Genomic DNA, 25,944 nt, shown 5'->3' with positions numbered 1-25,944 from the left:
GCTTGCGCCTGATTTGAACACTTCCAAACTGGAGATCGATCATGACGGACGGATCCACGTTCGTTCAGGCATTCACGATTCTGTTTCGTGAGGGCCTGGAGGCGCTTCTGGTCATCGCGGCGCTCGCTGCCTTCCTGCGCCGCGCCGGCGCACCGGAGCGGATCACGCCGCTCTACGCTGGCGCGGCTGCGGCGGCCCTCGCGAGCCTCGGCATGGCGTGGGTGTTCGAGACCTATTTCGACGGCAACCACAACGACCTGATGGAGGCCGCCGTCATGCTGCTGGCCGCCGCGCTGATGTTCTACATGAGCGGCTGGCTGTTCCTGCGGCAGGACCCCAGGGCCTGGCAGGCGGACCTGAACCGGATGGCGGAGCGGGCGCTCGGGGCCGGCACGGTGCTGTCGCTCGCCGGCATCGCCTTCCTGGCCGTGTTCCGCGAGGGCGCCGAGACGGTGCTGTTCCTGCACGCGCTCGCCAAGACCGCCAACGGCTTCGACAGCTCGCTCCTGGGCGGCCTCGGCGTGGCCGTCATCGCGCTGGCGGCGGTGTTCGTGGCGATGCAGTGGCTGGCGCTGCGCTTGCCGCTCCGGCCGATGTTCCTGATCACCTCCGCGTTCCTGTTCGTGATGGGCCTGCGCCTCGTCGGACAGGCCCTGCAGGAGTTCCAGGAGCAGACGATCGTGCCCGTGCACAATGACGGCGTGCCCGGCTTCGTGACCGATCTCGGCTTCAACGGCAGCTGGGAGGCGCTCGGCGCGCAGGGCGTGCTGGTGCTCGGCGCGGTGGCTTGCCTCGCGCTGTTCTGGTTCCGCCGGGGCGACCGCAAGGCTGCGGGCGCGTCGAACCCGAAGGCCGCCCAGGCCCTGTCCTGAGGCTCCGGATCCGGGCGGGTCTTCGGGATCCGCTCGGGCCCCCGTCAGTGCACGGGGGCATCCGCCGTGACGGAGAGCATCGGCAGGGTCACGGCGATCTCGCCGCCCGGATGGGCCGCCGGCAGGGTCTGGCCCAGGGCCGGCCGTTCCCGCGGCAGCGCCGAGGCCGCGAAGGCCCCGATGCCGAGGGCGAGGCTGAGGGCGAGCAGCGACGTCTCGATGCCGCGATAGAATCCGTCCATCCGAGATCTCCCGCGCGAAGAGCGCCGCGGCTTCACGAGCCGCGGCGCCATGATCGGCCGGAGAGATGAGGGAAGCGTAACCGCCGCGCGGGCGGGTTCAGGCCTGGCCGGCCACCTGCATCCGGGCGAGGCTCGGGGGGGCCGGCTGCAGCAGGGCCGCCGCGAGGTTCGCCTCGAGGACGATCAGGTCGCAATCCGGGTCCGGGACCCAGCCGCAGCGGCAGCCGCCCGGTCCCTCATGCGCCTGCGCCACCTGCCCGTAGAGCGTCCCGACGACCCGCGCGGCCGTCTCCAGCGCCGTCATCACCGGCAGGGGGTGCCGCCCGATGCTCTGCCAGAAGGCCCGGATCAGGGCCTGCTCCAAGGCCGCCTGATGCCGCTCGTCCTCGTGGGGCCAGGCCGGGGCCCGCTCGAGCCCGGCGCTCATGCCCGGTCTCCCCGGCGGATGCGCGCGGGCTCGGGCGCGGGGGCGGCCGCGACGAAGTCGATGAAATCGCCGAGACGGTGCCAGCGCAGGTCGAGGCAGGACCCGTCCCACCACGCGAGCCGCCTCCATCCGCGGATCAGGTCGAGTGCCCCTGCCATGTCGATCTCCATCGTTCCGGATCGGCGAGGGACTGGGCTGCGGCCGCCGTCAGGCCCGCGCGATCTCGCCTTGCGGCCAGAGATGACGAGAACTCGGCATGTAATCAAGAGCGCAAGTAAATATTGGAAGTAATACAAAGCGCATCTGCAGGCAATATCGTCGAGTTTTTATTTGGATTGATTCCACATTCGGCCAAAACTCGTTGTCTTCCTGCCGGCTTGGCTGGGGCTTGGCCCGGACTTGGCCCTGGCGTCAGCGCACCGGCACGTCGAAGGCCGTGCTCGGATACGGTTCGGCCGCGAGGGTGAAATGCCACCATTCCTCGGCATAGGGCGCGAAGCCCGCGGCCCGCATCGCGTCCCGCAGCCGGTCGCGATTCGCGCGCGGCTCCGGGCCGATCTCGGGCGAGGCGGGGGCGGAGCGGGGGCCGAAATGATCGAAGGGCGTGCCCATGTCGAGCTCCGCCCCGTCGGCGCGGCGCACCAGAGTGAGGTCGGCGGTCGAGCCGCGGGAATGGCTCGAGCGCTCGGCGATGTAGCCGAGCCGGAACAGGTCGCGCTTGTCGATGTCCGGGTAATAGGCCTCGCGCATCCGCGTGTCGGCGGGGTCCCGGGCCCAGGCGGCGAAATCCGCCACCGCCCGGGTCGGGCGGTAGCAATCGAATACCTTGAGGCCGAGCCCCGCGGGGGCGAGCGCCGCCTGCACGCGGGCCAGCGCCTCGGCAGCCTGGGCGGTGAGCAGGCAGCGCGGCGCCTCGTAGCCGGCGATGGGACGCCCGACGAAGTTGTTCGCGCCGGCATAGCGCATCTCGACCGCGAGGCCCGGGACGCGGCCCGCCGCATCGACGAGGGCGGGGGCGGGCTCCGCCCGGGCGCCCGTCCCCGCGAGCAGGAGGGCGATGACGACGGTGCGCATGCTCACCCCCTGTAGGCCACCAGCACCGCGCCGGCCGCGATCAGCCCGACGCCGACCCAGTTCGGGCCGGACAGGCGCTCTCCGAGAAACACCACGCCGAACACCGCCACCAGCACGACGCTGAGCTTGTCGAGGGGCGCCACCCGGGCGGCGTCGCCGAGGCCGAGCGCCCGGAAGTAGCAGAGCCACGAGGCTCCGGTGGCGAGGCCCGAGAGGATGAGGAAGACGGTGCTGCGCCCGGGCAGATCGGCAAGCCCCGCCGCCTGGCCCGAGGCGACCAGGATCGCCCCCGTCAGCGCCAGGATCACCAGCGTGCGCACGAAGGTCGCGACGTCCGAGGGCACGCCCGCGATCCCGACCTTGGCGAGGATCGCGGTCAGCGCCGCGAACCCTGCCGAGAGCAGGGCCCAGAACACCCAGGATTGCAGCGCATCCCCCATTGCGGGCCTCCGGTCAGAGCACGGCCCGCATCAGGAGGAGGCCGAGGAACAGCCCGGCAAGGCCGAGCACCACCGAGCCGAGGATATAGGCCAGTGCCGCGCCGGTCTCGCCCCGCTCCAGCAGCAGCACCGCCTCGAGCGAGTAGGACGAGAAGGTGGTGAACCCCCCGAGAATCCCGGTGGCGATGAACAGGCGCAGGGCCTGCGGCCCGCCCCGCATCGCGAACCAGCCCGTGAACAGCCCCATCAGGATCGACCCCACGATGTTGATGCTCATGGTGCCGTAGGGAAAGCCGGAGCTGAGCCGCAAGGCGGCGATCCCGACCCCGTGGCGCGCCATGCCGCCGAGCCCCGCCCCGACGAAGACCAGTAGAAAGCCCATCGATCCGAAAATCCCCGCGGCGCATCCCGCCGCTCCGCCCCGATGGGCTGCATCTCCCGCGCCGGGCGCGAGCGATCAAGTGCGGGGTCGTCACATTCCGTTGTTGGTTCACGACATGAGAAGGCCGCCGCGACGAGAGTCGCGGCGGCTTCGAAACGGGGTCGGCGCGCCGGCCCGACTACCCGATGATCTTGTCGACCGTGATCGGCAGGTGGCGAATGCGCTTGCCGGTGGCGTGGAAGACCGCGTTGGCGATGGCGCCGGCGGTGCCGACGATGCCGATCTCGCCCAAGCCCTTCACCCCGAGGGGGTTGGCCTTGTCCTCCTCCTCCACGAAGATCACGTCGATGTCGTAGATGTCGGCGTTCACCGGCACGTGGTACTCGCCGAGATTGTGGTTCATGAAGCGCCCGAGGCGGTGGTCGAGCATCGACTCCTCCTCCAGGGCCGAGCCGATGCCCATCACGACGCCGCCGAGGATCTGGCTGCGGGCGGTCTTCGGGTTGAGGATCTTGCCGGCCGCGACGGCCGAGACGATCCGGGTGAGCCGAACCTGGCCGAGTTCCTCGTCGACCTTCACCTCCGCGAAGATGGCCGAGTGGGTGTAGGCCTCGTAGGCGTCGTTGAAGTCCTTGTCCGGCGCGGCCTGGGCGGTCGCCTCCAGCCTGTCGACGCCGCCGGCCCGCATCGCCTCCACCAGGGTGACGCTGCGGCCCGGATCCCCCGCGACCTCGATGCGGCCGTCCGTGAAGGCGACGCGGTCGAAATCGACATTGGCGAGCGGCGAGTTCTCCATCTGGCGGGCGAGCCTGAAGACCTGCTCGCCGACGTCGCGGCAGGCCTTCATCACGGCGGTGCCGGAGGAGGCCGCGGTCCAGGAGCCGCCCGCCACGGGGGCCTCGGGCAGCCGGGTGTCGCCGAGCTTCGTCGTCACGTCCTCCATGGTGAGGCCGAGGGTGTCGGCCGCGATCTGGGTCAGGATCGTGTAGGTGCCGGTGCCGAGGTCGCCCGTCGAGTTGCCGACTTCGAGCTTGCCGTCCGCGGTCAGGATCGCGTGGGCGCTGGTCTGCATCATCATCGATTCCCAGACGCCCGTGGCCATGCCCCAGCCGACGAGCTCCCGGCCGTCGCGCATGGCGCGGGGCTCCGGGTCGCGCTTGTCCCAGCCGAAGCGCTCCGCGCCTTGCGCGAAGCAGCTCTTCAGGGCCTTCGAGCCGAAGGGCTTGTCCTGCATCGTCTGGTCGTGCTCGGTGTAGTTCTTCAGGCGCAGCCGGATCGGATCCTGGCCGGTGGCGTAGGCCAGCTCGTCCATCGCGGTCTCGATGGCGAAGACGCCCGTGACGGCGCCGGGCGCCCGCATGTCGCCGGGCGTGAAGGTGTCGAGCTTGGCAAGCCGGTAGGTCAGCTCGACATTGTCGCACTTGTAGAGGATCGCCGCCCAATTGACGACGACCTCCTGGTAATCCTCGAAATGCGAGGTGCCCTCGATGGCGTCGTGGCGCAGCGCCTGCAGGGTGCCGTCCTGCGCGGCCCCGAGGGTGATCGTCTGGAGCGCGTCCGGCCGGTAGGTGAAGCTCCACATCTGGTCGCGGGTCAGGACCACGCGCACCGAGCGCTCCAGTTCGCGGGCGGCGAGCATCGCCAGGAAGAGCTGGTATTGCGGGCGCAGGCCCGAGCCGAAGCCGCCGCCGAGATACGGGTTCATCACCCGCAGGTCGTCCTTGTTGAGGCCGAACACGCTGGCGAGGTAGCCCTGGCTGTTCGAGACACCCTGGATCTTGTCGTAGACCGTGTAGCGGCCGTCGCCCTCGTAGACCACCGTCGAGGCATGCGGCTCCATCGGGTTGTGATGCTCGATCGCCAGCCGGTAATCCTCGCGGATCTTCACGGGGGCCTGATCATAGGCCTGGTCGGGGTCGCCCCAGGGCTTCGGCGGCGGCTTGATGCCGTTGCGGTTCATCGACGGCCGGTAGGCGAGGTCCCGCGCCGCCTCCGTGTCGGTCAGGGGCTCCTCGGCCTCGTAATCGAGGCTCACCAGGCTCGCGGCGTGGCGGGCGGTCTCGAAATCCTCCGCCACCACCAGGGCGACGGGCTGGCCGCTATAGTGGATCTTGTCGTCGTAGAGGGCCCGGAACGGCGCGCCGGGGGGCGCCACCGCGTCCTGGTAATTGTAGTTGAGCCAGGCCGTGCGCGGCCGGTTCTCGTGCGTGAACACCTTGACGACGCCGGGCACCGCCTCCGCTGCCGCGGTGTCGATCGCCTTGATGCGGCCTTTGGCGATGGCGCTCGAGACCACGTAGCCGTGGGCGAGGTCGGGGGCGGCGAACTCGCCGGCATATTTGGCAAGGCCCGTGACCTTGGCGGGCCCGTCGACGCGGCTGCGCGGCGAGCCGACGAAGGTGTCCTTGCCGGTGGAGCTGAAGGTGGCGACCATGGGGGCCTCTTAACGGATGCGCTTGTCGGTGAGCGACTGGGGCGTGCCGGCGGCGGCCTGTTCGAGGCCGCGCACGATGGCGCGCCGGGCAAGCTCGACCTTGAAGCCGTTCGCGGATTGGGGCTTTGCCTCGCGCATGATCAGGTCGGCGGCGGCCTGGAAGGACGCGCGCGTGGCGGGCTTGCCCTGGAGCAGAGCCTCCGCCTCCTGGTTGCGCCACGGCTTGTGGGCGACGCCTCCGAGGGCGAGGCGGGCGGATCTGATCATCTCCCCGTCGAGTTCGAGGGCCGCCGCCACCGAGACCAGCGCGAAGGCGTAGGAGAGCCGGTCGCGCAGCTTCAGGTAGGTGTAGTGCTGGCTGTCCTCGCGCGCCGGCACATCGACGCTGATCACGATCTCGCCGGGCTTGAGATTGGTGTCGATCTCCGGCGCGTCGCCGGGCAGGCGGTGAAAATCCGCGAACGCGATGCTGCGGTCGCCCTCCGGCCCGCTCACCTGCACGTTGGCCTCCAGGGCGGCGAGCGCCACGCACATGTCGGAGGGGTGCGTGGCGATGCAATGCTCGCTGGTGCCGAAGATCGCGTGGATGCGGTTGACGCCCCCGATCGCCGGGCAGCCGGAGCCGGGCAGCCGTTTGTTGCAGGGCGTGCCCTCGTCGTAGAAATAGTAGCAGCGGGTGCGCTGAAGCAGGTTTCCCCCTGTCGAGGCGGCGTTGCGCAGCTGCGCCGAGGCGCCGGCCAGGATCGCGTCGGCGAGGAGGGGCGCCTTGGCCCGCACCCGCGCGTCGTAGGCCACATCGGCATTCGTCACGAGCGCGCCGATGCGCAGGCCGCCCTCCCGCTCCTCGATCGAGGCGAGCGGCAGGCGGGTGATGTCGATGAGCCGGCCGGGCCGCTCGACATTGTACTTCATCAGGTCGAGGAGGTTGGTGCCTCCGGCGATGAACCGCGCGTTCGGCTCGGCGGCGTAGGCCTGCACCGCCTCCGCGACGGTGCCGGCGCGGACATACTCGAAGCGGTTCATCGCGCGGCTCCCTGCGGGGCGCCGGCCGGCGTGGTGCCCGCCTGCATCACGTCCTCGATGGCGTCCACGATGTTGGTGTAGGCGCCGCAGCGACAGAGATTGCCGCTCATCGCCTCGCGGATCTCGTCGCGGGAATGGGCGTGACCCTCGTTCATCAGGCCCACCGACGAGCAGAGCTGGCCCGAGGTGCAGTAGCCGCACTGGAAGGCGTCATGCGCGATGAAGGCGTCCTGGATCGGGTGCAGCCCGTTCGCGCCGGCCCCTCCCGCGGCGAGGGCCGACAGGCCTTCCACGGTGGTGATCTCGGCCCCGTCCTTCATCACCGCGAGGGTGAGGCAGGAATTCACCCGGATGCCGTTGATCAGCACCGTGCAGGCGCCGCACTGGCCGTGATCGCAGCCCTTCTTGGTGCCCGTGAGATCGAGCTGCTCGCGCAGCAGGTCGAGGAGGCTGGTCCAGGGGGCGACCTGGAGCGCGCGGGTCTCCCCGTTGATGGTCAGGCTGATGCCGACCCTGGTATCCGCCGGAACGGGCGAACCGCTTTCGATGAGCATGGGCGTTCCACGAGGCTTGGGGCCGATCCGCACGGGGCTTGCGCGGCAGGGCCTGACGAGACTGGGATCATCCTGATCGCGCCGGGTCATCCGGCAGGGGCATCGCGGGCAGGACGGGGCGGGTCCGGGGTGAACGCGCTTGCGGGCGCGCGGTCCTGGCGAACCCACTCGATAACCATTCCAACCTGTGGCTGTTCCCGCCGCATCCTGAGCGTACGCCGCAGCGCAGCGCCACCGAGCCTTTCGTGGTGGTGCGTGCGGAGAGCGGGGATTTGCGCCGGGCGGTTTCCGTTTCGGCGCGCTCTCGGCTAACCCTGCGCCTCGGAGCGGGACATCGCAGGCGCGCATGTCCCCAGGCGACCGGTTCAAGGATTCTGTGCGATGGCTGCGCTCGACCCGATCCTCAACGACATCGACCGCGATCTCGACAACGCGCTCGAGCGCCTGTTCGAATTCCTGCGCATCCCCTCGATCTCGACGGACCCGGCCTATGCGGGCGAATGCCGGAATGCGGCGCGCTGGCTCGAGGGCAATCTCACGGCGCTCGGCTTCGAGACCACGATCAGCGAGACCTCGCTGCATCCCGTCGTGCTCGCCCACGCCCCGAAGTCGAACGCCCCGCACGTGCTGTTCTATGGCCATTACGACGTGCAGCCGGTGGATCCGCTGGAGCTGTGGGAGACGCCCCCCTTCGAGCCGCGCCTCGCCACCGGTGCGGACGGCGCCCGGAGGATCGTCGCGCGCGGCGCCTCCGACGACAAGGGCCAGGTGATGACCTTCATCGAGGCCTGCCGCGCCTGGAAGGCGATGGCGGGCGAGCTTCCCTGCGGCGTCACCATCCTGATCGAGGGGGCCGAGGAGAACGGCTCGCAGGGCCTGCCCGAATGGGTCGCCCAGAACCGGGACAAGCTCGGGGCTGACATCGTGCTCGTCTGCGACACCTCGATGTGGAACCGGGCGACGCCCGCCATCACCACGTCGCTGCGCGGTCTCGCCTATTTCGAGGTGGTGGTGACCTGCGCCGACCGCGACCTGCATTCGGGCTTCTTCGGGGGCGCCGCGCGCAACCCGATCCACGTCCTGTCGCGCATCATCGCGGACCTGCACGACGCGGATGGCCGGGTCACGCTGCCGGGCTTCTACGAGGGCGTGCGCGAGACGCCCGCCGAGGTGCTGGAGCAGTGGCGCGGCCTCGATCTCAGCCCCGAGACGTTCCTGGGGCCGATCGGCCTGCAGGAGCCGGCGGGCGAGCGCGGGCGCATGCTGATCGAGATGATCCAGTCGCGCCCGGCCTGCGACGTCAACGGCATCATCGGCGGCTATACGGGGGAGGGCACCAAGACGGTGATCGCGAGCCAAGCGAGCGCCAAGATCTCCTTCCGCCTCGTCGACGACCAGGACCCGGAGGTGCTGGCCCGGACCTTCGAGACCTTCGTGCGGGCGCGCATCCCCGCCGACTGCTCCGTCAAGGTGATCTGCTACAAGGGCTCGCGGGCGATCAGCCTGCCCTTCGACATGCCCGAACTCGAGACCGCCAAGGCGGCGCTCGAGGCCGAGTGGGGCGTGCCCCCCGTGACGGTGGGCGCCGGCGGCTCGATCCCGATCGTCGGCGACTTCAAGCGGATCCTCGACCGCAACACCCTGCTGATCGGCTTCGGCCTCGACGACGACCGCATCCACTCGCCGAACGAGAAGTACGACCTCGCGAGCTTCCACAAGGGCACCCGCTCCTGGGCCCGCATCCTGGCGGCGCTGGGCGGGCAGGGCTGAGGCGGATCCGCGGGAGTTCACCCTTGTCCTGGCCTCCGCCCTCCTGGCCTCCGCCCTTCTGGCGCTCCCTCCTGGCGGCCCTCCTGCGCCGGCGCCGGCCCGGCGCCGGCCTGTCCTACCGGGCCGAGGCCGGCGCGCCGGCGCGCTACCGCTTCGAGACCCGGGCGCGGGGCTATTGCTACCTGCCCCCGCGCCGGCCGGAGGATCTCGACGCGCGCCTCGCGGCCCTGCGGAGCCGGCCGCGCTTCTCGATCCTGACGCCGGTCTACAACGTGGAGCGGCGCTACCTCGAGGCGGCCGTCGCCTCGGTGACGGCCCAATGGTACCCGGACTGGGAGCTGATCCTCATCGACGATGCCGGCACGGAGCCGGAGACCCGCGCGGCCCTCGCGGCGATCGCCGATCCGCGGATCATCGTCGGCCGCAACCCGGAGAACCGGGGCATCGCGGCGACCACCAACGCGGCGCTGGCGCGGGCCCAAGGGGAGTACGTCGTCTTCCTCGACCACGACGACGAACTGACGCCCGATTGCCTCTACGAGCTCGCCCTGGCGATCGACCGGACCAGGGCCGATTTCCTCTACAGCGACGAGGACAAGATCGACCCGGAGGGGCTGTTCTCGGGCCCGTTCTTCAAGCCGGACTGGTCGCCCGATGCCCTGATGAGCATCATGTATACCTGCCACGTCACCTGCCTGCGCCGCGATCTCGTGAGCGCATGCGGCGGACTTCGCCTCGGCTACGAGGGCGCGCAGGATTACGACTTGGCGCTGCGGGCCAGCGAGCGGGCGCGGACCATCGTGCACGTGCCGAAGGTGCTCTACCACTGGCGCACCCTGCCGGCCTCGATCGCCTCCGCGATGGCGGCCAAGCCCTATGCGGAGGATTCGGTGCGCCGCCTCAAGGAGGATGCGCTCCGGCGCCGGGGCCTGACCGGAACGGTCGAGCCCGTGCCGGCGATGCCGGGCCAGTTCCGCGTCGCCTACGCCCCGAGGGGCGAGCCCCTGGTCTCGATCATCATTCCGTCGCGCAACAACCACGCCCTGCTGCGCCCCTGCATCCGCTCGATCCTCGACCGGAGCACCTACCCGAATCTCGCGATCATCATCCTCGACAACGGCAGCAGCGACGGCCCGACGCTGGCCTATCTCGACGAGATCGCGGCCGAGCCCAGGGTTCGCATCCTGCAGGATCCCCGGCCGTTCAACTACTCGGCCCTGAATAACCTCGGCGCCCGCCACGCGGAGGGCGAGATCCTGCTCTTCCTCAACGACGATACCGAGGTGATCACCCCGGACTGGCTGGAGCGCCTGATCGGCTATGCCCAGCGCGACCATGTCGGGGCGGTGGGCGCCAGGCTGCTGTTCCCGGACGGCAGCATCCAGCATTGCGGCGTCGTCAATCTCCTGGACGGGCCCGGCCACGCCTTTTATCGGCTCGGCGGGGAGAAGACCGCCGATTTCGGCCGCAACCTCCTGGAATACGACTGGCTCGCCGTGACGGGGGCCTGCCTCGCCATCGAGCGGCGCAAGTTCGAGGCGATGGGCGGCTTCGACGAGGCGCTGCCGGTGGCCTATAACGACGTCGAGCTGTGCTTCCGCCTCGTCGATGCCGGCTACTTCAACGTGGTCTGCCAGGCGGTTTGCCTGACCCACCACGAATCGGTCAGCCGCGGGCAGGACCGCGCGAGCCGCGAGAAGCAGGAGCGGCTGGAGCGCGACCGGCGCCGGCTCTACGCCCTTCATCCGCGCTACTTGGCCCACGACCCGTTTCACAACAGGAACCTGCATCCCCAGAGCGGCCTGTTCCAGGCGCTCACGGTCTGAGCATGGACGCGACCTCTCCCTCCGCACCGGCCCGGCCGAGCCTGCTCGTGCGCCTGCGCGAACCCCTCGAAGCGGCCGAGGCCGTCTCGTTCGACGTGTTCGACACCCTGTTCGTGCGCCTGATCGCGGCGCCCGAGGACGTGTTCGACCTCGTCGGCGCCCGGTTCGGCCTCAAGCATTTCCGCCGCCACCGCATCGCCGCGCAGGCCCAGGCCTTCCGGGTCATGCGCGCGGAGGGACGCCGGGAGATCGACCTCGACGGGATCTATGCCTGCCTGCCCGATCTCGGGGTGCCGGCCGAGGCGCTGAAGCGGGCCGAGTGGGCGGCGGAGCTCGCGGTGCTCCGCCTCAACCCGGAGGTCCACGCCGTGCTGGTGCGGGCGCAGGCTCTGGGCAAGCCCTGCATCCTCACCTCGGACATGTACCTGCCGGCGGGCTTCTTCGCGGCTCTCTGCGAGCGGGCCGGCATCACGGTCGACCGGCTGTTCATCTCCTCGGAGGCGCAGGCGACGAAGCGCGACGACGGCGCCCTCTTCACCCGCGCGGCCGAGGCGCTCGGCCTGAGCCCCGGCCGCATCCTGCATATCGGCGACAATCCCGCCTCCGACATCGCCCGGGGAGCCGAGAAGGGCCTGGCCACCTTCCACTACGCGCCCGATCTCGGCCCGGCGCGGCCCACGCCCGATCTCGCCCACGCGATCGTGGCCGGAATCGCGCGCTTCCAGGCTTTCCAGCCGGACCGCTCGCCCTGGTGGCATCTCGGCTACGCGGCGGGCGCCCCCGCCACCCACGCCCTGGTGGAATGGCTGCGCGGGCGCGCCGAGGAGGACCGGATCGACCTCCTGCTGTTCCTCGCGCGCGACGGCTTCACGGCGCATCGGCTCTGGCCCGGCGAGGCCACCCCGAGCCTCTATTTCAAGGCCTCGCGCGTGCTCCTGAGGCTCGCCGCGGTCACCGAGCGGAATTTCGAGGCGCAGATCCCGTTCCTGCTCTCCGGGGCCGCGAGCGTCGCCGACATCTTCGCCCGGATCGGCGTGGAGCTTCCCGACGAGGCGGTCCTGCGCGACCTCGGCTTCACGGCCGAGACCCGCTACACCCGCAAGCGTCACGCGGCCTTCGCGGCTTTGATGCGGGCGATGCGCTGGCGCATCCTGCAGGTCTGCCGCGCGTCCCGCCGCGGCCTGCACGCGGCCTGCCTGCAGGCGGGCTTTCGCGATGGGATGCGCCTGGGCCTCGTCGATGTCGGCTGGAAGGGCAGCACGCAAGCCGCCTTCCTGGCCTTCGTGCAAGACTTCTTCGACGTGCGGGTGAAGGGCTACTATGTCTGCCTGCACGCCAAGGCTCGGAAGGGCCTGGAGATGGAGGCGCTGATCTCGGGCGCGACCCACCGGGGCGCGATCCGGCGCGCGCTCTACGACAACCGGGTGGTGGCCGAGCTCCTGTTCTCCGCCCCCCATGCCTCGATCACGGGGGCGCGGCTGGAGCCTGACGGATCGGTCGCGTTCACGCAGGATCCGGGCCGGGGCGCCGATCCGCGCCTGCCCGCAATCGCCGCCGAGATCGATGCGGGCATCCGCGACGGGGTGGCGCTGCTGCGGGACCTTCTCGCCGAGATCCGGATCGAGCTTCCGGTGGCGGCCCTGACGGCGCCGATGCTGGCCCTGGCGCGCGATCCGAGCCGGGATCAGGCCGAGATCATCGGCTCGATCTACAATTTCGACAGCTGGGGCAGCAGCCGCCTGTTCCGCAGCTACGCCGCGCGGCTCGATCCGCGCGAGGCCGCCCGGGGCGATTCCTGGCCGGCCGGGATGCGGGCGCTGACGGCGCCCCGCCCCTAGGCGCGCCGGCGCGCCGCGTCGACGCTGACGGGGCCGGGTCCCGCGAAGGTCAGGTACAGGAAGATGAAGCAGAACAGGATCGCGGCATCGCCCCCGTTCAACGCCGGATAGAAGTTCTTCGGGGCGTGGAACAGGAAATACGCGAAGGCCATCTCGCCGCAGAGCAGGAACGCCACCGGGCGGGTGAACAGGCCGAGCACGATCAGGGCGCCGCCGACGAGCTCCATCACGCCCCCCAACCCGAACAGCGATGCCAAGTCCGGCGCCGGCCCGGTCCGCGGCGGCAGCCCGAACAGCTTCTGCGAGCCGTGCGCCAGGAACAGCAGCCCGGACATGATCCGCAGCAGGGTGAGGGCGTAGGGGCTGTATCCGGTCAGGCGGTTCGTCAACGCGGCCATCGCTCGTGTGTCTCCGGGCAAGTTCGGTGATCATGCCGGCCCGGAACGCTCCGCGATGTCAAGCGAGCTTGGCAGGAGCGCGTGCGCCACGGCACGGCGATGCCGGCCGGATCGCGGCGCCGTCACGGGATGGCGAGGCCGTGGGTCGGGAGGAGTTTTGGGATAGGATCGCGGGCGGAATGCGCCGACCGCGCGGCGCGAGTCCGGCTCCTCGCCGCCGTCCGGTTGCGCGCGACCGATCGCGGGATCACCATCGCGTTGGCCCCAAAGCCCCGAACCGGGATGCGGGGCGGAATCGGGGACGACATGGCGCTGGTTCCGGTGGGCACGATGGCGGCGCTCGCCGCCACCATGATCGTCAAGCACTACCTCGCGGATTTCGTGCTGCAGACCGACTGGATGGCCCGCGGCAAGGAGCGGGCGCAGGGCTGGCTCGTGCCTCTGATCGCGCACGCGGCCTGCCACGCGGCCCTGACGCTCGGCGTCGCCCTGGTGGTGGCCCCGCGCCTGTGGTGGCTGGCGCTCGTCGATTTCGCCATCCATTTCAGCATCGACCGCGTCAAGAGCGTGGTCGCCCGCAAGGGGCGCTGGACCCAGGCCGATGCTCAGTTCTGGTGGCTGCTCGGCTTCGACCAGATGCTGCATGGCCTGACCGATATCGGCCTCGTGGCGGGCTTCCTGAGCCTGTAGCGCGGGGTGCCGCTCCGATCCCTTCGGCCAGCGGCGCCCGGGCCTGTCCCGCGCGGGAATCGCCGCGACGGCGCGCAGTGCCCTTAAAGCCCGGCGCGATTTTGGTTAAGGATCCTCCGCTAAGAACGGTCGCAAGCGCGTTTTCCCTGTGCACGCCCCGGCGCGCAGGGTTCGGAGGTCCCGGTTCGGAGGTCATGGCGGTGAGCGAGGACGACCCGGAGATCCCCCCGCAGGACAAGCAGGAGGCCAACACGCAGGAGGCCAACATGCAAGAGGCCGCCGCGCCCGCGCAGCCGGCGGCTCCCCCCGCCTGGGAGATCGTTCTGCCCGAGGAGAGCGCCACCGAGGATCTCGGCCATTTCCTGGCCGATCTCCTTCTGCCGGGCGATCTCGTCGCCCTCTCGGGCGGGCTCGGCGGCGGCAAGACCACCCTGGCCCGCGCGCTGATCCGCGCCCTCACGGGCGAGCCCGACCTCGACGTGCCGAGCCCGACCTTCACCCTGGTCCAGCCCTACGAGGCGCGGGGCGGGCGCGCGATCGTGCATGCCGACCTCTACCGCCTGCGCGGCGCGGACGAGCTCGTGGAGCTCGGCTTCGACGAGATGACCGAGAATGCCATCACGCTGGTCGAGTGGCCCGAGCGGCTGCCGCCCCGGGACGGTCCGACCCTCTCCGTCGACCTCGCGCTCCGGCCCGAATTCGGCGAGGGCTCGCGCTTCGCCCGCATCGACGGCAGCGGCGGCATGCGCACCCGCCTCGACCGGGCGCGGGCGGTCCACCGGCTCCTGATGCGCAGTGGCTGGGGCGAGGCCGAGCGCATCCCGATGCAGGGCGACGCCTCGACCCGCGCCTACGAGCGCCTGCGCAAGCCCGACGGCACCAGCGCAATCCTGGCGATCTCGCCGCCCCGGGCCGACGGCCCGCCGGTTCGCGACGGCAAGCCCTATAGCGCCATCGTCAAGCTCGCCGAGAGCGTCCACGCCTTCGTGGCGGTCGACCGGGGCCTGCGGGCCCTCGGCTTCTCGGCCCCGCGCATCTACGGCGAGGACCTGGCCCACGGTCTCCTCGTCCTCGAGGATCTCGGCACCGAGCCCGTGGTCGACGGCAACGGGGCCCGCTCCGAGCGCTACGCCGAGGCGACGCGGCTGCTCGCCAAGCTCCATGCCATGGAGCTGCCCGGCGTGCTGCCGGTGGCCGAGGGGATCGACCACGTGCTGCCGCCCTATGACCTGGAGGCGCTGCTGTTCGAGGCCGAGCTGATGCCCGAATGGTACGCGCCCGCGATCCGCGGCGTCGCGCTGGCCCCCGAGGCGCGCTCGGAGTTCCTCGCGCTCTGGGCCGAGGCCCTGCGCGGCGCGATTCCCGAGCGCCCGACCTGGACCCTGCGCGACTACCATTCGCCGAACCTGATCTGGCTACCCGAGCGCGCGGGCCTGGAGCGCATCGGCCTGATCGACTTCCAGGACGCCGTGATGGGCCACCCGGCCTACGACGTCGCCTCGCTGCTGCAGGATGCCCGGGTCGATACCAGCGCCGAGTTCGAGCTGCGCCTGCTCGGCCTCTATGCACGCGAGCGCCGCGCCCGCGAGCCGGATTTCGACGTCCAGGGCTTCGCCCGCGCCTACGCGCTGCTCGCCGCCCAGCGCGCCACCAAGATCCTGGGCATCTTCGCGCGCCTCGACAAGCGCGACGGCAAGCCCGGCTACCTCGCCCACCTGCCCCGGATCGAGGGCTACCTCGCCCGCAACCTGGCGCACCCCGCCCTGACGCGCCTGCGGCTGTGGCACGAGGCGCACCTGCCGGGCCTCGCCCAGGCAGCGGCCGATCCCGGCGCTGATCCCGAGGCGTGAGCGCCCCAGGTCCAGCCTCCCGCAAGCCCGCCCCACCGCCACCCCGAGAGTTTCGCGCGAGCCCGACATGAGCGAGTCCGAGCCGAATCCGCCCGCCATCACCCGCGCCTTCGTCCTCGCGGCGGGGCTCGGCAAGCGCATGCGGCCCGTCACCGCGACGCTGCCGAAGCCCCTCGTGGAAGTCGCCGGCAAGGCCCTCCTCGACCACGCCCTCGACCGGGCGGCGGAAGGGGGCATCACGCAGGCCGTGGTCAACGTGCACTGGCTCGCCGACCTCATCGAGGGCCATCTCGCCCGCCGCACCGAGGCGCCCGCGATCCGGATCTCGGACGAGCGCGACGCCCTGCTGGAGACCGGCGGCGGCGTGAAGAAGGCCCTTGGCCTCCTCGGCGCCGACCCTTTCGTGGTCTTCAACTCCGATTCGTTCTGGCTCGAAGGCCCGGCCCCGAACCTCGCCCGCCTGATCGGGAAATGGGACCCGGAGGGCATGGATATCCTGCTCCTCGTGGCGCCCACCGCCACCAGCCTCGGCTACGAGGGCAAGGGCGATTTCGTGATGGACCCGGACGGCCGCCTGGAGCGGCGCGGCGAGCGCGAGGTCGCGCCCTTCATCTACGCGGGCGTGGCGATCCTGAAGCCGGCCCTCTTCGCCGACACCCCGGACGACGCCTTCTCCCTCAACCTCCTGTTCGACCGCGCCATCGATCGGGGCCGCCTGTTCGGCCTGCGCCTCGACGGGCAATGGCTGCATGTGGGCACCCCGGACGCCATCGCGGCCGCCGAGGCGCGGGTGCGGCTGAGCGCGCAGGTGCCGTGAGGCCCGCGCATCGTGCCGCGATTGCGGAACAGATGGCGAACAGATAAAACTGGTCCGGCGGAATGCAGAGATCGGCGACGGGGATGGGTATGCGAGTGCGGCACGCGCTCAATGGCGCCGGCGCGGCCCGCTTTTCCCGTTCGGGAGAGGGAGTCCGTCATGCTGCCTGCGCCGTCATCCCGGGGCAGCGAAGCGGAGCCCTGGAACGGTGGTGCGCCCGACCTCTCCCGTCCGGGAGAGGTCGAGTCGGCGCGAGCCGACCGGGTGAGGATTGCGACCTTTCCGGACAGCGCGCACCCCTCACCCCAACCCTCTCCCGCACGGGAGAGGGGGCCCGCCGCGCTGCCCGCGCCGTCATCCCGGGGCTTCGAAACGGAGCCTTGGGACAATGCGCCCCACCTCTCCCGTCCGGGAGAGGTCGAGTCGGCGCGAGCCGACCGGGTGAGGGGTGCGACCTTTCCGGACAGCGCGCACCCCTCACCCCAACCCTCTCCCGAACGGGAGAGGGGGCCCGTCGCGCTGCCCACCCTACCTCTTCGGGAGTGGTCGAATCCGCGAAAGCGGAACGGGTGAGGAATCCGACCTTCGTTCGGGATCGGCGGTCGCGCGGTGAAGCCTGATGCTTGAGTCCCGCCTCTTCACCGTTCCGCCCGGTGCGCCCTTCCTCCCGGCTCTGGCCGACGCGCTGATTGCCGGCCGCCTTGTCGGTGATCTCGGGGCGGACCCGCTGGCGCTCGCCGGGGTGACCATCTACCTGCCGACGCGCCGCGCCGCCCGGGCGCTGGCGGCGATCCTGGCCGAGCGCCTCGGCGCCGCCGCCCTGCTGCCCCGCATGGTGCCGCTCGGCGAGGCCGACGAGGCCGAGCTCGACCTCGCCGCCAACCCGCTCCTCGAGAATGGGCCGGACGCCCTCAACCCGTCGATGCCGCCCCTCGAGCGCCGGCTGATCCTTGCCCGCCTGGTCCAGGCCTGGGCCGAGACCGTCGACCGCAAGCTCCTGCCGATCGACGACGACGTGCCCTTCCTCGTGCCCTCCTCGCCCTCGGACGCGGTCGGCCTCGCGGCCGATCTCGAGCGGTTGATGGATGCGCTCACGGTCGAGGGCCTGCCCTGGTCCGAGATCGGCAGCGCGGTCGAGGCCGAGTACTCGCAATATTTCGGTCTGACCCTCGATTTCGTCCGCATTGCCGCCGAGGCCTGGCCGCGGATCCTGGCCGAGCGCGGCATGAGCGATCCGGTCTCGCGCGCCCGCACCCTGGTGCTCGCGGAAGCGGAGCGCCTGCGGCGCGAGCGCCCGGAGGAGGCGATCGTGGTGGCGGGCTCCACCGGCTCGGTCCCGGTGACCGCGCGGCTGATCGCGGCGGTGGCGGGCCTGCCCCGGGGCGCCGTGGTGCTGCCCGGCCTCGACCTCGAACTCGATCAGGGCGGCTGGGACGCGATCGAGACCGGGGAGGGCTTCGCGCGCGAGATCGCCCACGGGCATCCGCAGGCGGTGCTGCACCGGCTGATGGGGGGGAGCGGGCTGAACCTGCCGCGCGAGACCGTGACGGCGCTCGGTGCGCCCGACGCGGAGGCCCGCGCCCGCGCGACGCTCCTGTCGCAGGCCCTGCGCCCGGCCGAGACCACCGATGCCTGGGCCCGGATCGCGGCGCCGGAGCGGGCCGTGATCGCGACACGCGGCCTCGCCGGCCTCGCCGTGGCGGAGGCGGCGGACGAGCGCGAGGAGGCGCTGATCGCCGCGATCGCGCTCCGCGAGACCCTGGAGACGCCCGGCGCCACCGCGGCCCTCGTCACCCCTGATCGCGGCCTCGCCATCCGGGTCGCGGCGGAGCTCGCCCGCTGGGGCATCGTCGCCGAGGATTCGGCGGGCCTGGCGCTCGCCCGCAGCCCGGCCGGGCGCCTCGCGCGGCTCGCCGCCGAGCTCGCCGCCGAGGTCCATCCGGCGCGCCTGATCACGCTGCTTGCCCACCCTCTGGTCCGCCTCGGCCGGACCCGGTCCGAGGTGGTGCGCGGTGCCGCCGCGCTGGAGATCGGCGTCCTGCGCGGTCCCGCCCCGGCCCCCGGCTTCGAAGGCTTGCGCCGGGCGCTGGCGGATGCGCGCGTGCCGAAGCCCGGCGAGCGTCGCCCCCGCGCCAAGCGGCGCCTGAAGGAGATCGACTGGGACCTGGCGGAGGACCTGGTCGCGCGCCTGACCCTGGCCTTCGCGAACTTTCCCGGCCCGGACGAGCAGGGTCCCTGCAATCTCGTCGAGGTCGCGGGCCGCCACCGCGAGACCTGCGATTGGCTCATCGCCGGCCCCGACGCGGAGGAGGACCCGCCGGCGGATGCCTCGCTCGGCTGCCTCGACAGCCTGTTCGACGAGCTCGGGCTTGCCGAGCCCGGTCTGCTGCCCGGGCGCTTCGGCGATTATCCGGCTTTCTTCACCGCCCTCGCGCGCGAGCGGGTGGTGCCCTGCGCCGGGCCGGCGCCGCATCCGCGGCTGCGCATCCTCGGTCTCCTCGAGGCCCGCCTCCTCACCGCCGACCGGGTGGTGCTCGGCGGCCTCGACGAGGGCGTCTGGCCGATGAAGACGACCACCGACGCCTTCCTAAACCGCCCGATGCGGGAGCGCGTCGGCCTCAACCCGCCAGAGCGCCGCATCGGCCAGAGCGCCCACGATTTCGTGCAGGCGCTGGGCACCCGCGACGCGCTGATCACCCGTTCGGCCAAGCGCGAGGGCGCGCCCACGGTGCCGTCGCGCTTCCTGCAGCGGATGCGCGCCTTCGTGGGCGAGGATGCCTGGACGGGCACGATCCGGGCCGGCGCGCGCTTCGCGGCCTACGCGGCGGCCCTCGACACGGCGCCGCCGCAGCCGCGCCTGACCCAGCCCAAGCCCAAGGCCGACCCGGCCCTGTTCCCGCGCAGCCTCAGCGTCACCGAGATCGAGACCCTGGTGCGCGACCCCTACGTCATCTTCGCCCGCCACGTCCTCGGGCTCGACCCGCTGGAACCCGTGGCGGCGCTCCCGGGCGCGAGCGAGCGCGGCACCCTGATTCACGATATTCTCGGCAGTTTTGCCGGCAACCATCCGGAGGCGCTGCCGAATTTTGCCGACGAAATCCTGTTCGGACTCGCATCCAACGCCTTCGCGCAGATCGCCGACACCTATCCGGAACTCTACGCCGAGTGGTGGCCGCGCTACGTCCGGCTCGCCGCCGCCTTCCTGCCCTGGGAGCGGGCGCGCCGGCCCGACCTCGCCCGGATCCACCCGGAGATCTCCGGCAAGTGGGTGATCCCGATGGGAGCCGAGAGCTTCACGCTGCGCGCCCGCGCCGACCGGATCGAGCGGCGCCAGGATGGCGGCGCCTGCATCGTCGACTTCAAGACGGGGGCGCCGCCGAGCAACAAGGAGGTCTATGCCGGCTTCTCGCCCCAGCTGACGCTTGAGGCCGCGATGCTGATGGCGGGCGCCTTCAAGGGCGTGCCCGCCGCCAGGACCAGCCCCGACCTCCTCTACCTCTACGCCTCGGGCGGGCGCAAACCCCTGACGCCGCAGCCCCTGAAGCCGCCGCGGGGCGACGCGCGGCCGGTCGAGGCGATCGTGGCCGAGCATGCCGAGCGCCTGCGCGGCCTCGTCGCCCGCTTCCTCACGGGGGAGGCGGCCTACATCTCCCGTCCCTACCCGAAATACGCCCGCGCCTACGGCGATTACGACCACCTCGCCCGCGTGCTCGAATGGTCGCTCGGCGGCGAGGGGGAGAGCTGATGTCGCGGCGCGAAGTCTTCATCGTCGACGAATTGACCGAGGCGGCTCAGCGCCGGGCGGCGGATCCGCGCGCCTCGGCCTGGGTCTCGGCCAATGCCGGGGCCGGCAAGACCAAGGTCCTCACCGACCGGGTGGTGCGGCTCCTCCTCGACGGGGCGGCGCCGGGGCGCATCCTCTGCCTCACCTTCACCAAGGCGGCCGCCGCCAACATGTCGATCCGCGTCTTCCAGCGCCTCGGCCGCTGGGTGACCCTCGACGACGAGGCCCTCTCGGCCGAGCTGACCGGCCTCACCGGCGAGCGGCCCTCGCGCCAGCGCCTGGAGGCGGCCCGCCGCCTCTTCGCGCGCGCGGTCGAGACGCCGGGGGGCCTCAAGATCGAGACCCTGCACGCGCTCTGCGAGCGGCTGCTGCACATGTTCCCGTTCGAGGCGAATGTGCCGGCCCGGTTCGTCGTCCTCGACGAGAACCAGTCCCGCGAGGCCTTCGCGATCGAGACCGACAACGTGCTGGCCGACGCGATCATGGGCGGCCACCCGGAGCTGGAGGCCGCCCACGCCGTCGTGGCGCCGGAGGCGGCGGGCGACGCGCTCCGCAAGGCGATCCGGGCGGCGATCCAGGCCCGCACCGTGCTGTCGCACCGCCAGGGTCTCGCGCCGCAATTCGCCGCTCTGTCGCGGGCGCTCGGCCTCGCTGCGGAAGAGAGCGCCGAGGCGATCGAGGCCCGTATTCTCGAGCGCCTCGACGATTGGGAGAGCGCGATCGACGCCCTGCGCACGGGCAAATCTACCGACGAGGCGCTCGCCGACGGGCTTGCGCAGGCCGTCGCCGCGCGGAGCGCGGGCGACCCGGCGGGGGCGCTCGAGGCCTACCGCTCCGTCTTCTTCACCCAGAAGGACGAGGCGAAATCGGCCAAAAGCCTCGGCACCAAGGCGGTTCCGGAGGCGATCCGCGAGGCGCTCGTGGCCGAGCGCAACCGGCTGGAGGGGCTGTTCGACATCCTGCGGGGCGCGCGCGCGCAGGGGCGCACCCGGGCGCTGTTCACGCTCGCCGCCGAGATTCACCGCCGCGTCGAGGCCCAGAAGGCCCGCCTCGGCGCCCTCGATTTCGACGACCTGATCCACAAGACCCTCGACCTGCTCTCGCGGGTCGGGGCGGGCTGGGTCCTGTACAAGCTCGACCGCGGCGTCGACCACGTCCTGATCGACGAGGCACAGGACACGAACCCGCATCAATGGGAGATCCTGCGCCGCATCACCGCCGAGTTCGCGGCGGGCGAGGGCGCCCGCAACGTCGCCCGGACGCGCTTCGCGGTGGGTGACCCGAAACAGTCGATCTACAGCTTCCAGGGGGCCGAGCCGCGCGAGTTCGAGGTGACGCGCCGCGCCTGGGCCCGCGACGCGCAGGCGGCCGAGCTACCCTTCGCCGATGTCGGCCTGACCCTGTCGTTCCGGTCGAGCCACGGCGTGCTGCGGGCGGTGGACGCCACCTTCGCGGTGCCGGCGCATTACAACGGCCTCTCCTTCGACGATGCCGCGACCGGCACGGTGCATTCCACCGCCCGCGGCGCGGCGCCCGGCGCGGTGGAGCTCTGGCCGATCGAGGAGCCCGCCGACGAGGTCGAGCCCGACGCCTGGACGGCCCCCGTCGACGCGCCCGAGGCCAACGCCCCCGCGATCCGCACGGCGCGCCGCATCGCCCGCGCGGTGAAAGCCTGGATCACCAGCGGCGACGCGCGCGGCCATCGCCGCCGGCCGGGCGAGATCCTGATCCTGGTGCGCAAGCGCGGCGCCGCCTTCGAGGAGGTCATCCGCGCCCTCAAGGGCCTCGGCGTGCCGGTGGCAGGCCAGGACCGGCTCGATGTCGCGGCGCATATCGCCGTCAACGATCTCGTGGCCCTGGGCCGCGCCGGTCTCCTGCCGGCCGACGACCTGACGCTCGCCTCTGCCCTCAAGACGCCGCTGGTCGGCCTCACCGACGACGACCTCGTGCGGATCGCCGCCCGGCGCGAACTCGCGGAGACACTGGAGGACGCGCTCCACCGCCACGCGCGCGCCGGCGATCCGGCGGCGTTGCGCGGCCTCACGGCGCTCGAGGGCTGGATCCGGCTCGCCGGCGCGCACGGCCCCTTCGGCTTCTACGCCGCGCTGCTCGGGCCCGAGCAGGGCCGGGCCCGCCTCGTGGCCCGTCTCGGCGGCGAGGCGGGCGATGCCATCGACGTGTTCCTGGCCGCTGCCGCCCAGGCGGAGCAAGGCAGCGACGCGCCCTCGCTCGGCGGCTTCCTCGCCCGCTACGCCGGCCCGACCGGGCGGGGGGAGGCGGGACACACGGTCAAGCGCGATCTCGAATCCGGCCGTGACGAGGTCCGGGTCATGACGGTCCACGGGGCGAAGGGCCTGGAAGCCCCGGTCGTGGTGGTGATCGATGGCTGCGAGCCCCTCGGCCGCAACGACCCGCCGCTGCTGCCCATGGGGCGACCGGCGGAGGGGGCCGACGAGGCCGCGCTGCCGCCGGTCTGGTCGAGCGCCAAGGCCCACGATTGCGCCGCCACCGCCGCGGCCCGCGCCGCCTGGCAGGCCCGCGCGCGCGAGGAGCACAACCGCCTCCTCTACGTCGCGATGACGCGCGCGGCCGACCGGCTCGTGATCGCGCCCTATCGGGGCCGCGACCGCGAGACCGAGGCCTCGTGGTGCGAGATGATCCGCGAGGGCCTGACCCGCGCCTTCGGGGCGGGCGAGGCGATCGAGACGCCCTACGGCCCGATCACCCTCTGGCCGGAGGGGGCCTCCGCCCATCCCGGGCTCACGCCCGCGGAGGGTGCGACCGCGCCGGCGGCACCGCCCGCCTGGCTCCGGGCCCCGGTGACACCGGAGGCCGAGGCCGCCCCGCCCCTGACGCCCTCGGGGGCCCTGCGCGCGGCCGATGGCCAGCGCATCCCGGAGCGCCGCGAGGCCGATGCCGAGGCGCGCCGGCGCGGCGTCCTGATTCATTCCCTGCTGGAGCACCTGCCGCGCCTCGATCCCGACGGGCGCGAGGCCGCGGCCACCGGCTACGTGCGGGCGCGGGCGCCCGCCCTGCCGGAGCCCAAGCGCGCGGGCATCGTCCGGGCGGCCCTGCGCCTCCTCGACGAGCCCGATCTCGCGCCCCTCTTCGCCCGCGCGGCGCGCGCCGAGGTGACCGTCTCGGGGCGGGTCACGGTCGGGGGGGCGGAGCGCCCGGTCTTCGGCCGGGTCGACCGCCTCGCGGTCACGCAGGACACGGTGCTGATCGCGGATTTCAAGACCGGCCGCCCGCCCCAGGACGACGCGCCGCCGCCTGAAGCCGCGGCGAGCCAGATCGCCCTCTACGCGACGCTCCTCGCCCGCATCTATCCGGACCATCGCATCGTGCCGATGCTGGTCTGGACCTCGGGCCCGGTGATCCGCCGCCTCGACGCGACGGAGATCGCGGCGGCGCTGGCGCGACTGTCCTGATGGCTCTCCGCCGAGGCAGGGCGCGCGGCGGCACCATCCCGACAACCGCCTCTCGTCCCAGGGCCGCCCCCGGCGCCCAAGAACGACGGTTTGGAGGGGCGGGTCGGCGCCCCACCTCTCCCGTGCGGGAGAGGTCGAGTCGGCGCGAGCCGACCGGGTGAGGGGTGCGACTTCTCCGGGTAAGTCGCACCCCTCACCCCAACCCTCTCCCGAACGGGAGAGGGGGCCCGTCGCGCCGCCCGCGCCGTCATCCCGAGGCTGCGAAGCACCCCACCTCTCCCGTTCGGGAGAGGTCGAGTCGGCGCGAGCCGACCGGGTGAGGGATGCGACCTCTCCGGATAGGTCGCATCCCTCACCCCAACCCTCTCCCGAACAGGAGAGGGGGTCCGCGGCGCGCTTGCTCGCGCCGCTTCTGACGCCTGCCCTGCCATCCGGGCTTGCTGGTAAACGCCCCGGCACCACGGACAGGGCGTCAGCCCTGCTTGTCCTTCGGGGTGAGCTTCAGGATCTTCCCGTCCTGGCCGTCCGTGAGGGCGTAGATCGCGCCGTCGGGGGCGACCTTCACGTCGCGGATGCGGGTGTCGAGGGGGATGCGCTCCTCGGTGATGACCTTGTCGCCGTCGAGCTTGAGCGCTACGAGGCCGTTGCTGACGAGGCCGCCGACCAGGAAGGCATCCTTCCAGGCCGGGAACAGCGAGCCGGTATAGAGCACGAGGCTCGAGGGGCCGATCACCGGGTCCCAGTAATAGACCGGCTGCACCGTACCGCCCGCCTGGGTGATGCCCTCGCCGATCTTCTCGCCGGAATACTCGATCCCGTAGCTGACGAGCGGCCAGCCGTAATTCAGGCCCGGCCGGGGCCGGTTCAGCTCGTCGCCTCCGCGCGGCCCGTGCTCGATGGTCCAGAGGCGGCCCTGGCCGTCGAGGGCCGCGCCCTGGACGTTGCGGTGGCCGTAGGACCAGATCTCGGGTTTGGCCTTGTCGCTGCCCGCGAAGGGGTTGTCCTTCGGGGCATTGCCGTCGGTGTCGATGCGGAAGACCTTGCCGAGGCCGCTCGACAGGTCCTGGGCCTGGCCCCGGGTCTGCTTGTCCGAACGCTCGCCCACGGTCACGAACAGCTTGCCGTCCGGCGCGAAGGCCAGGCGCGAGCCGAAATGCTTGTCGCCGTCATAGGTCGGCATCTGCCGGAAGATGACCTTGAAGCCGTCGAGCTTCCCCGAGCCGCCGCTCTCCACGAGCTTGGCCTTCGCCACCGTGGTGCCGTTGCCCTTCTCGCGGGGCTCGGAATAGCTGATGTAGACGAGGCGGTCCGAGGCGAAGCTCGGGCTGAGCGCGATGTCGAGGAGGCCGCCCTGGCCCCGCGCGTCGACCTTGGGGACGCCCGCGAGCGGCTGCCCCAGGCTGCCGTCCTTGCCGACGATCCGGATCTTGCCGGCCTTCTCGGTCACGATCATGCGCCCGTCGGGCAGGAATTCCAGCGCCCAGGGGCTGGCGAGGCCCTGGGCCACCGTCGCCACGTCGACCTTGGTGGCCTCGCTCGGCGTCGGGGCCCGGGTCTGGTTCGGTAGGAGCGGCTTGTAGCCGGCATTCGGCGCCTGGGTCTCGGCCGGCTTGTTGCCGTCCGCCGCACTCGACGGGGCCGAGAAGGCATCGCCCTCGACCCGCGACGGGCGGGGTTCGGCGCCCCCCGTCTCCTGCGCGCGGGCGGGGAGGCCGAGGCTCAGGGCGGCGGCGGTGGCGAGCAGGATCGGGCGAATGCGCGTCACGTGCGGAATTCCTCCATGCGGGCCCGACCTTGCGGAGCCGGGTCGGGGTCTCGCCGCGCAGAGCGCGGCGCGGGCGCCGGCAAGCCGGCGCAGGGAATCGCGCGGACCTGATCGGCTAAGGCTTGGGGCGGGAGATGGGGCGGAGCGACCGCCAAGGCGAGGCCTGTGCGACAGGAGAGGGTCTTTCGCGCCAAGCCAGCCCCGGCACGGATCGGCCCTGCGGGCTGCCCGCGAGGCCCCGCGATGCATGACAGCTTTGCGTTCCTGGGCTGCGCCGGCCGTCGGGTGCCTTGACCCCGTGTCACGGCGTCGCCAATTCTGCCTCAG

General features: G+C 72.0%; 20 protein-coding genes. 9 read left to right on the top strand and 11 right to left on the bottom strand.

Annotated features, from left to right (window positions below; translation table 11 throughout):
* The first annotated feature begins 41 nt into the window (after positions 1-41).
* A complete protein-coding gene (locus F6X53_RS18430) occupies positions 42-872 on the top strand; it encodes an FTR1 family protein (RefSeq protein WP_151001659.1) in 831 nt (276 codons plus the stop codon).
* 44 nt (positions 873-916) lie between these two features.
* Here F6X53_RS18430 and F6X53_RS18425 read toward each other — a convergent pair whose 3' ends face one another.
* The 9 genes from F6X53_RS18425 to F6X53_RS18390 form a co-directional block, all read right to left on the bottom strand.
* Complete coding sequence (locus F6X53_RS18425) at positions 917-1,114, bottom strand: hypothetical protein (RefSeq protein ID WP_151001658.1); 198 nt, start codon at positions 1,112-1,114, stop codon at positions 917-919.
* A 97-nt stretch (positions 1,115-1,211) separates the two neighbouring features.
* Positions 1,212-1,541: a hypothetical protein gene (locus F6X53_RS18420; protein ID WP_151001657.1), complete on the bottom strand. Its 330-nt coding sequence runs from the start codon at positions 1,539-1,541 to the stop codon at positions 1,212-1,214.
* Positions 1,538-1,699, bottom strand: a complete 162-nt coding sequence (locus F6X53_RS32485; RefSeq protein WP_191970891.1) for a hypothetical protein — start codon at positions 1,697-1,699, stop codon at positions 1,538-1,540. The genes F6X53_RS18420 and F6X53_RS32485 overlap by 4 nt, the downstream gene beginning before the upstream one ends.
* A 253-nt stretch (positions 1,700-1,952) precedes the next feature.
* Entirely contained in the window at positions 1,953-2,615 is a 663-nt protein-coding gene (locus tag F6X53_RS18415) for a M15 family metallopeptidase (RefSeq protein ID WP_151001656.1), read from the bottom strand.
* Between the two features lie 2 nt (positions 2,616-2,617).
* On the bottom strand, positions 2,618-3,055 hold the full coding sequence (locus F6X53_RS18410; RefSeq protein WP_151001655.1) for an EamA family transporter: 438 nt from the start codon (positions 3,053-3,055) through the stop codon (positions 2,618-2,620).
* A 13-nt stretch (positions 3,056-3,068) separates the two neighbouring features.
* Positions 3,069-3,437: a fluoride efflux transporter CrcB gene (gene crcB / locus F6X53_RS18405; RefSeq protein WP_151001654.1), complete on the bottom strand. Its 369-nt coding sequence runs from the start codon at positions 3,435-3,437 to the stop codon at positions 3,069-3,071.
* A 178-nt stretch (positions 3,438-3,615) separates the two neighbouring features.
* A complete protein-coding gene (locus tag F6X53_RS18400; protein ID WP_151001653.1) occupies positions 3,616-5,871 on the bottom strand; it encodes a xanthine dehydrogenase family protein molybdopterin-binding subunit in 2,256 nt (751 codons plus the stop codon).
* A gap of 9 nt (positions 5,872-5,880) precedes the next feature.
* Positions 5,881-6,894: an FAD binding domain-containing protein gene (locus tag F6X53_RS18395; protein WP_151001652.1), complete on the bottom strand. Its 1,014-nt coding sequence runs from the start codon at positions 6,892-6,894 to the stop codon at positions 5,881-5,883.
* Positions 6,891-7,448, bottom strand: a complete 558-nt coding sequence (locus F6X53_RS18390; RefSeq protein WP_151001651.1) for a (2Fe-2S)-binding protein — start codon at positions 7,446-7,448, stop codon at positions 6,891-6,893. Before F6X53_RS18390 ends, F6X53_RS18395 begins: the two co-directional genes overlap by 4 nt.
* A gap of 381 nt (positions 7,449-7,829) precedes the next feature.
* Here F6X53_RS18390 and F6X53_RS18385 point away from each other — a divergent pair, with 381 nt between their 5' ends.
* Genes F6X53_RS18385 through F6X53_RS18375 form a run of 3 tightly spaced genes read left to right on the top strand, consistent with a single transcriptional unit; the run spans position 7,830 to position 12,882 of the window.
* Positions 7,830-9,218: a M20/M25/M40 family metallo-hydrolase gene (locus F6X53_RS18385; RefSeq protein ID WP_151001650.1), complete on the top strand. Its 1,389-nt coding sequence runs from the start codon at positions 7,830-7,832 to the stop codon at positions 9,216-9,218.
* A 23-nt stretch (positions 9,219-9,241) separates the two neighbouring features.
* A complete protein-coding gene (locus tag F6X53_RS18380; protein WP_151001649.1) occupies positions 9,242-11,044 on the top strand; it encodes a glycosyltransferase family 2 protein in 1,803 nt (600 codons plus the stop codon).
* 2 nt (positions 11,045-11,046) lie between these two features.
* A complete protein-coding gene (locus F6X53_RS18375; RefSeq protein WP_151001648.1) occupies positions 11,047-12,882 on the top strand; it encodes an HAD family hydrolase in 1,836 nt (611 codons plus the stop codon).
* On the opposite strand, the gene F6X53_RS18370 is transcribed toward F6X53_RS18375, so the two are convergent.
* Positions 12,879-13,280: a DoxX family protein gene (locus F6X53_RS18370; RefSeq protein WP_151001647.1), complete on the bottom strand. Its 402-nt coding sequence runs from the start codon at positions 13,278-13,280 to the stop codon at positions 12,879-12,881. The two genes, F6X53_RS18375 and F6X53_RS18370, sit on opposite strands and share 4 nt — an antisense overlap.
* Positions 13,281-13,562: 282 nt before the next feature.
* Here F6X53_RS18370 and F6X53_RS18365 point away from each other — a divergent pair, with 282 nt between their 5' ends.
* From F6X53_RS18365 to addA, 5 genes are all read left to right on the top strand, one after another.
* Positions 13,563-13,970 carry a DUF3307 domain-containing protein gene (locus tag F6X53_RS18365; RefSeq protein WP_238296785.1) on the top strand — a complete coding sequence of 136 codons (408 nt, stop codon included), beginning with the start codon at positions 13,563-13,565 and terminating at the stop codon, positions 13,968-13,970.
* Between the two features lie 266 nt (positions 13,971-14,236).
* A complete protein-coding gene (gene tsaE / locus F6X53_RS18360; protein WP_151001712.1) occupies positions 14,237-15,820 on the top strand; it encodes a tRNA (adenosine(37)-N6)-threonylcarbamoyltransferase complex ATPase subunit type 1 TsaE in 1,584 nt (527 codons plus the stop codon).
* A 67-nt stretch (positions 15,821-15,887) separates the two neighbouring features.
* Complete coding sequence (locus tag F6X53_RS18355; RefSeq protein WP_151001646.1) at positions 15,888-16,637, top strand: nucleotidyltransferase family protein; 750 nt, start codon at positions 15,888-15,890, stop codon at positions 16,635-16,637.
* A gap of 619 nt (positions 16,638-17,256) precedes the next feature.
* Positions 17,257-20,382 carry a double-strand break repair protein AddB gene (gene addB / locus F6X53_RS18350; RefSeq protein ID WP_151001645.1) on the top strand — a complete coding sequence of 1,042 codons (3,126 nt, stop codon included), beginning with the start codon at positions 17,257-17,259 and terminating at the stop codon, positions 20,380-20,382.
* The gene (addA, locus tag F6X53_RS18345) at positions 20,382-23,852 is read left to right on the top strand and encodes a double-strand break repair helicase AddA (protein WP_151001644.1); all 3,471 of its coding nucleotides are present in this window, start codon (positions 20,382-20,384) and stop codon (positions 23,850-23,852) included. Before addB ends, addA begins: the two co-directional genes overlap by 1 nt.
* Before the next feature lie 472 nt (positions 23,853-24,324).
* On the opposite strand, the gene F6X53_RS18340 is transcribed toward addA, so the two are convergent.
* Positions 24,325-25,617 (bottom strand): PQQ-dependent sugar dehydrogenase, encoded by a 1,293-nt coding sequence (locus F6X53_RS18340; protein WP_151001643.1) that lies wholly within the window; start codon positions 25,615-25,617, stop codon positions 24,325-24,327.
* Between the last annotated feature and the right edge of the window lie 327 nt (positions 25,618-25,944).

The sequence above is a fragment of the Methylobacterium soli genome, from assembly GCF_008806385.1.
Taxonomy (GTDB): Bacteria; Pseudomonadota; Alphaproteobacteria; order Rhizobiales; family Beijerinckiaceae; genus Methylobacterium; species Methylobacterium soli.
This window is presented reverse-complemented; position numbering and strand designations above follow the sequence as displayed.

Excerpts from the sequence above, each read along its gene's own strand:
- F6X53_RS18430 (WP_151001659.1), top strand. The coding sequence starts at position 42 with ATGACGGACGGATCCACGTTCGTTCAGGCATTCACGATTCTGTTTCGT.
- F6X53_RS18425 (WP_151001658.1), bottom strand. The coding sequence starts at position 1,114 with ATGGACGGATTCTATCGCGGCATCGAGACGTCGCTGCTCGCCCTCAGC.
- F6X53_RS18420 (WP_151001657.1), bottom strand. The coding sequence starts at position 1,541 with ATGAGCGCCGGGCTCGAGCGGGCCCCGGCCTGGCCCCACGAGGACGAG.
- F6X53_RS32485 (WP_191970891.1), bottom strand. The coding sequence starts at position 1,699 with ATGGCAGGGGCACTCGACCTGATCCGCGGATGGAGGCGGCTCGCGTGG.
- F6X53_RS18415 (WP_151001656.1), bottom strand. The coding sequence starts at position 2,615 with ATGCGCACCGTCGTCATCGCCCTCCTGCTCGCGGGGACGGGCGCCCGG.
- F6X53_RS18410 (WP_151001655.1), bottom strand. The coding sequence starts at position 3,055 with ATGGGGGATGCGCTGCAATCCTGGGTGTTCTGGGCCCTGCTCTCGGCA.
- crcB (WP_151001654.1), bottom strand. The coding sequence starts at position 3,437 with ATGGGCTTTCTACTGGTCTTCGTCGGGGCGGGGCTCGGCGGCATGGCG.
- F6X53_RS18400 (WP_151001653.1), bottom strand. The coding sequence starts at position 5,871 with ATGGTCGCCACCTTCAGCTCCACCGGCAAGGACACCTTCGTCGGCTCG.
- F6X53_RS18395 (WP_151001652.1), bottom strand. The coding sequence starts at position 6,894 with ATGAACCGCTTCGAGTATGTCCGCGCCGGCACCGTCGCGGAGGCGGTG.
- F6X53_RS18390 (WP_151001651.1), bottom strand. The coding sequence starts at position 7,448 with ATGCTCATCGAAAGCGGTTCGCCCGTTCCGGCGGATACCAGGGTCGGC.
- F6X53_RS18385 (WP_151001650.1), top strand. The coding sequence starts at position 7,830 with ATGGCTGCGCTCGACCCGATCCTCAACGACATCGACCGCGATCTCGAC.
- F6X53_RS18375 (WP_151001648.1), top strand. The coding sequence starts at position 11,047 with ATGGACGCGACCTCTCCCTCCGCACCGGCCCGGCCGAGCCTGCTCGTG.
- F6X53_RS18370 (WP_151001647.1), bottom strand. The coding sequence starts at position 13,280 with ATGGCCGCGTTGACGAACCGCCTGACCGGATACAGCCCCTACGCCCTC.
- F6X53_RS18365 (WP_238296785.1), top strand. The coding sequence starts at position 13,563 with ATGCGGGGCGGAATCGGGGACGACATGGCGCTGGTTCCGGTGGGCACG.
- tsaE (WP_151001712.1), top strand. The coding sequence starts at position 14,237 with ATGCAAGAGGCCGCCGCGCCCGCGCAGCCGGCGGCTCCCCCCGCCTGG.
- F6X53_RS18355 (WP_151001646.1), top strand. The coding sequence starts at position 15,888 with ATGAGCGAGTCCGAGCCGAATCCGCCCGCCATCACCCGCGCCTTCGTC.
- addB (WP_151001645.1), top strand. The coding sequence starts at position 17,257 with ATGCTTGAGTCCCGCCTCTTCACCGTTCCGCCCGGTGCGCCCTTCCTC.
- addA (WP_151001644.1), top strand. The coding sequence starts at position 20,382 with ATGTCGCGGCGCGAAGTCTTCATCGTCGACGAATTGACCGAGGCGGCT.